The organism is Bradyrhizobium tropiciagri (assembly GCF_001189845.1).
In the GTDB taxonomy this organism is placed as follows: domain Bacteria; phylum Pseudomonadota; class Alphaproteobacteria; order Rhizobiales; family Xanthobacteraceae; genus Bradyrhizobium; species Bradyrhizobium tropiciagri.
In genome coordinates this window covers 1-4,817 of the sequence record NZ_LFLZ01000149.1, presented here as the reverse complement: position 1 = coordinate 4,817, position 4,817 = coordinate 1, and the positions used below count along the sequence as shown (strand labels likewise).

The following is a 4,817-nucleotide window of genomic DNA, read 5'->3' as shown; positions in this document are numbered from 1 at the left end:
GGTGAGGGGGCCGCAGCTCTAACGAGGGACCGTAACCCCTCACCCGGCGCGACGCGCGACCTCTCCCAAGGAGAGGTGAGCTTCCGCTGCCCATCCGGTTCAACCTAATCTCATCACGTTTTAGTCTCGAACTTCGACCTCTCCCCAAGTGGGGAGAGGTCGAAAGTACGGCGCGGCTTCGTTCATCGCCAATGGCGATACCGCAGATCCAGGCACTGCCGGACCCAGTATCCATTCACATGGATCAACTGGCATGGGCTCGGCGGCGGTTCCTTGATGATCGGATATCCGTGGATGTCGATGTTCGTCGGGGCCGTGACGCCGCGCCAGAACACGGCGTGGGCGGCCGGAGGATTGAAGGCGGCGGCGAACGCCGTGGCTGCGAGGAAGCCCAAAAGGAGTTTGCGCATAAATCTGTATCCGGATCGTCTAATGCGCATCAGCGTACTCCCTTGAGCGGGAGGAGCAAGCCGCTGAATGGATCAAAATGGCGGAGTGAGTTTTGCTGCAAGCTGCGTCGCTGCCCGCGCATAGCCGCCGTGGACCGCCACGCAAGCGAGGGCAACGATGCCGACCGCCGCCAGAACAACCATGACCTGGAAGATCGCGCGTCCAAGGATCGCTCCCATCAAGACTCCATCGATCCGGCGGGGATCTTGCTTCGAGTTTCCACGCGCCGCGATCTTGGGGGTATCATCGGCAAGCGAGATTGCGCTGTTGAAGTTCTGCGAGCTCGTCGCTTCGCCGGCTAATGTCGCTTCGCGACAAGCCGATCGACCTGCTGCTTCAGCGCAGCTTCCATTTCGGAAATGATGTCGTGCGGCAGGCGTGCGCCAACCGGATCAGCCGTCTTTTGCTCCACCGTCTGACGCCGCACGACGTGGGCATGACGTTCGAGGGCATGATCTTCGACCAGTCGTCGGGAGGACGGATAGCCTGGCGCGCCAGCCGTCGCGTCGGCCGTGGAAGGTTCGTCAAAATCCCGATCCGGCTGTCCAGCGTTCTTCATGCGTTTTGCCTCCTGGCACGACTTCCTTTCCTCGAGCCCGAGCCATTCGGCTCGCCGCACATCAATGACGCCGAAACCTCGAAAGTTGTTCCGGAGGGAACTTGCAAACATCCGGCGGAACACTCAGTCATCGAGTCTGGAACCAGAACCATAAGCGTTCTCGATCATTAACTTGGGTTGATGACTGTGGTTGATCGTTGGAGGTTGCCATGGGTTACGCGAGGCTAGTTCGGCAGACCGCAATTGTGGTCGAAGACGATGCAATCCAGCGCGACATGATTGCGCTGTTGCTGGAAGAAGGTCACTTCAACGTCATCCAATGCGAAGACGCTGAGACGGCAGCGCTGGCCATCAAGATGCGTCACCCGTCGCTGGTGGTCACCGACGTCAAGCTCACGGGCAAAATGAGCGGCATCGAGCTTGCTCGTTTGGCCCTCGATTGCGACCCAGGCGTGCGGGTTATGGTGATCTCAGGCCTGCCCTCGGTCGGCGCTCTGCCTGACGGCGTCAAGTTCTTTCCGAAGCCGGTTTATCCACCGGCGCTGCTGCGAGAGCTTGCGCTGTAGCGCGTGGCACGTAACTTACGCGAACACGGCGTCCAGCGCTGCCGAATATGCGGCCTCGACCAGCGCCGGATGGTGGCGGCCCAGCGCCTCCATCTTCACGCCGGAATTCATCTCGAGGACTTTCCACGCGCCGTCAGCGCGCACGACATCGATGGAGGCGAAGCGGATGCCGACGGCTTGCGCGGCCATGGTCGCGAGCGCGATGCAGGCGTTGCGTGTCGCGGCATCGGTGAGCAGCACGGGCTCGGCGCCGGCGTCGAGGTTGTGCCGCCAGTTGAGCAGCAGCCGTTCGCCGGCCGGCGGAATAGCGTCGAGCGCGGCGGCGTCGAAGTCCTCGGTCAGGGTCTTGAGCTGATTCCCGGTCGCCTGCGCCAGCGCACGGAGCGAATGGATGCCGTCGGCGACCACCATTGGGCGCGTCTTGCCGTAGACGATCAGCGCGCGCGCATCGAGCAGGACCACGCGCACCTCGTCCTCGATCGCGACATAGGGCGAGATCGCAAGGCTCGGATGCGCGGCAAGGATGCGCGCGACCGCGGTCTCCAGTTGCGTGCGCGTCGTGACGCGGAAGACGAGCTCGCCGGATGTCCCCTCATTGGGTTTGACGACGAGCCCCTGTGGATGCGCGTCGAGCAGCAGCCGCATCACCTCCAGCGAATCCGATCCCGGGATGTGCTTGCTGAGCTTGGCGCCGAGAAACAGCGTATGCGGAATGGCTGATACGCCGGCCGATGCCAGCACTTCGGCGCAGGCCGATTTGTCGTTGGCGACCTGATGCGCGACCGCGCTGTTCAGCCCGATGTCATAGCCGATCGAGAGCCGCCGCTGACTGCCTTTGGTCATGATGACCAGCCAGCCGCCTGACCGCACCTCGACCGTAATCGCGCGCGCCAGACAATATTTTTTGATGGTTTCCAGGAAGATTCGCTGGCTGATCAGGACCACGAGATCATTTTCCCTTCGCCGCGGTTTTCGTAGCAATTAATTGCCAGATCGGCATCGATCTCAGCAAGTAAATTACGTGCAGTACCGCGTGTTAACGATGTCGTGGGTGAACCTCTGCGCGAATTCGAACGACTGCCATTCTGAGATCGCAATTGCACGCCAGTTGATCTTGACTATCTCATGCATTGGCGCAATGGACACCCGAGATCTTCAGTGATTTCGGCCACTTCTGCGCCGTCGTGAGCAGTCTAAGCATGACCCGGAAAAGTGGGCACCGGTTTTCCGAACAGGTCATGCGTCAATAGAATCAAACCATTCTAAATCTGGTCAGTCGAGAAAACGAAAACACATGAGCGCGTTCTATCGAGAGAAAGTTCTTTCCGTTCAGCACTGGACCGATACGCTTTTCAGCTTCCGGGCGACCCGCGATTCCGGTTTCCGCTTCCAGAATGGGCAGTTTGCGATGATCGGCCTCGAGGTCGATGGCCGGCCGCTGCTGCGCGCCTATTCGATGGCGAGCGCCAATCATGAGGAAGAGCTCGAGTTTTTCTCGATCAAGGTGCAGGACGGTCCGCTGACCTCCAAGTTGCAGAAGATCCGCGAGGGCGACACCATCCTGGTCGGCCGCAAGGCGACCGGTACGCTGATCACCGACAATCTGATTCCCGGCAAGCGGCTGATGCTGCTGTCGACCGGCACCGGCCTTGCGCCGTTCGCGAGCCTGATCAAGGACCCCGAGGTCTATGATCGCTACGACCAGATCCTGCTGGTGCATGGCTGCCGCCAGGTCTCCGAGCTCGCCTATGGCGAGGAGCTGGTCGCCAAGCTGCGCGACGACGAGCTGTTCGGGCCGCTGCTGTCCGAGAAGCTGTCGTACTATCCGACCGTGACGCGCGAGCCGTTCCGCAACCGCGGCCGCATCACCGACCTGATCACCTCCAACCAGCTGTTCACCGACCTGCATCAGGGCCCGCTCGACATCGAGACCGACCGCATCATGATGTGCGGCAGCCCGGCGATGCTGGAAGAACTCAAGCAGCTGTTCGAGACCCGCAGCTTCAAGGAAGGCAGCGGCAACACCCCCGGTCACTTCGTGATCGAAAAGGCGTTCGTCGAGCGGTAAGGCTGTCGGCCTTCAAAACTGTCGTCCTGGCGAAGGCCAGGACCCATTACCACCACTCCCTGTTTTGCGAAGGCTGGGGCCCCATCGGGCTCCAGCCTTTTGCATTTGGGGTTATGGGTCCTGGCTTTCGCCAGGACGACGATGGTGTTTGTGGTGCGCACCAATCCCCCACTGTTATAACCCTGCCCAACGCAGCGCAGCCCTTTCCGAACGCGGCGACCCGAGGGAGCAGCACCTTGTCCATCACCGATCCGGATGCACCGAAGACCGCCTTTGTGTTTGCCGGCGGAGGCAGCTTTGGCGCGGTCCAGGTCGGCATGCTGCAAGCCCTCGCCGCGCATGGCGTGGTCGCCGACATGGTGGTCGGCTCCAGCGTCGGCGCCTTGAACGGCGCGTTCTATGCCGGCGACCCGACGGTCTCGGGGGTGGCGCGGCTGGCCGAGATCTGGCGCGGCCTGAGCCGGCAGGACGTGTTTCCGGTGACCTGGCGGACGCTGGTGAGCTTCCTGTGGCGGCGCGACTTCCTGATCCCGCATGACGGCGTCCGCAGGCTGATCGACGACTACATCCCGTTCCGCAATCTCGAGGATGCGCGGATGCCGATCTATATCGTCACGACCGACATCATCAGCGGCGACAGCGTCGTGCTGTCGGAAGGCTCCGCCGCGGAGGCGATCGTGGCATCGACCGCGATCCCCGGCGCGTTCACGCCGGTGCATTACCGTGATCATTTCCTCGCCGACGGCGCGATCTCCAGCAACACGCCGGTTCGCGTCGCCGTGAAGCATGGGGCAAAACGCCTGATCGTGCTGCCGACCGGACATGCCTGCGCCAACCAGGCGCCGCCGATCGGCGCGCTCGCCAATGCGCTGCATGCGCTGACGCTGCTGATCGCGCGGCAGCTCGTCAACGAGCTCGAGAATATCGGCCCCGATGTCGAGTATTTCGTGGTGCCGCCGCTCTGCCCGCTGGTCGGCTCGCCCTACGATTTCTCCCGAACGTCGGATCACATCGCACGCGCCCTCGACACCACCAATGCGTGGCTTGCCAGCGATGGCCTGAAGCCGGGGCACATCCCGCACGAATTGCAGCCGCACGACCATTGACGGGCGGGCGGGCTCTTACCTCGCCCCGCTTGCGGGGAGAGGTCGGATCGCATGCAGCGCTAGCGGAA

Annotated in this window: 7 protein-coding genes; 3 read left to right on the top strand and 4 right to left on the bottom strand. The window is 62.3% G+C overall.

What is annotated here, in order from left to right:
* Positions 1-182 precede the first annotated feature (182 nt).
* The 3 genes from AKN84_RS43970 to AKN84_RS47065 all read right to left on the bottom strand — a co-directional run bounded on the left by AKN84_RS43970 (position 183) and on the right by AKN84_RS47065 (position 1,009).
* Positions 183-410 carry a hypothetical protein gene (locus tag AKN84_RS43970; protein ID WP_050426556.1) on the bottom strand — a complete coding sequence of 76 codons (228 nt, stop codon included), beginning with the start codon at positions 408-410 and terminating at the stop codon, positions 183-185.
* A 72-nt stretch (positions 411-482) separates the two neighbouring features.
* A complete protein-coding gene (locus tag AKN84_RS47660) occupies positions 483-629 on the bottom strand; it encodes a hypothetical protein (protein WP_157863409.1) in 147 nt (48 codons plus the stop codon).
* 119 nt (positions 630-748) lie between these two features.
* On the bottom strand, positions 749-1,009 hold the full coding sequence (locus AKN84_RS47065) for a hypothetical protein (protein ID WP_128971720.1): 261 nt from the start codon (positions 1,007-1,009) through the stop codon (positions 749-751).
* A 209-nt stretch (positions 1,010-1,218) separates the two neighbouring features.
* Here AKN84_RS47065 and AKN84_RS43960 point away from each other — a divergent pair, with 209 nt between their 5' ends.
* Entirely contained in the window at positions 1,219-1,575 is a 357-nt protein-coding gene (locus tag AKN84_RS43960; RefSeq protein WP_050426555.1) for a response regulator, read from the top strand.
* A gap of 15 nt (positions 1,576-1,590) precedes the next feature.
* Here AKN84_RS43960 and AKN84_RS43955 read toward each other — a convergent pair whose 3' ends face one another.
* Positions 1,591-2,520, bottom strand: a complete 930-nt coding sequence (locus AKN84_RS43955) for an ATP-grasp domain-containing protein (RefSeq protein WP_050426554.1) — start codon at positions 2,518-2,520, stop codon at positions 1,591-1,593.
* A gap of 349 nt (positions 2,521-2,869) precedes the next feature.
* Here AKN84_RS43955 and AKN84_RS43950 point away from each other — a divergent pair, with 349 nt between their 5' ends.
* Positions 2,870-3,643: a ferredoxin--NADP reductase gene (locus AKN84_RS43950; RefSeq protein ID WP_050426553.1), complete on the top strand. Its 774-nt coding sequence runs from the start codon at positions 2,870-2,872 to the stop codon at positions 3,641-3,643.
* A gap of 236 nt (positions 3,644-3,879) precedes the next feature.
* The gene (locus AKN84_RS43945) at positions 3,880-4,749 is read left to right on the top strand and encodes a patatin-like phospholipase family protein (RefSeq protein ID WP_128971719.1); all 870 of its coding nucleotides are present in this window, start codon (positions 3,880-3,882) and stop codon (positions 4,747-4,749) included.
* Positions 4,750-4,817 lie beyond the last annotated feature (68 nt).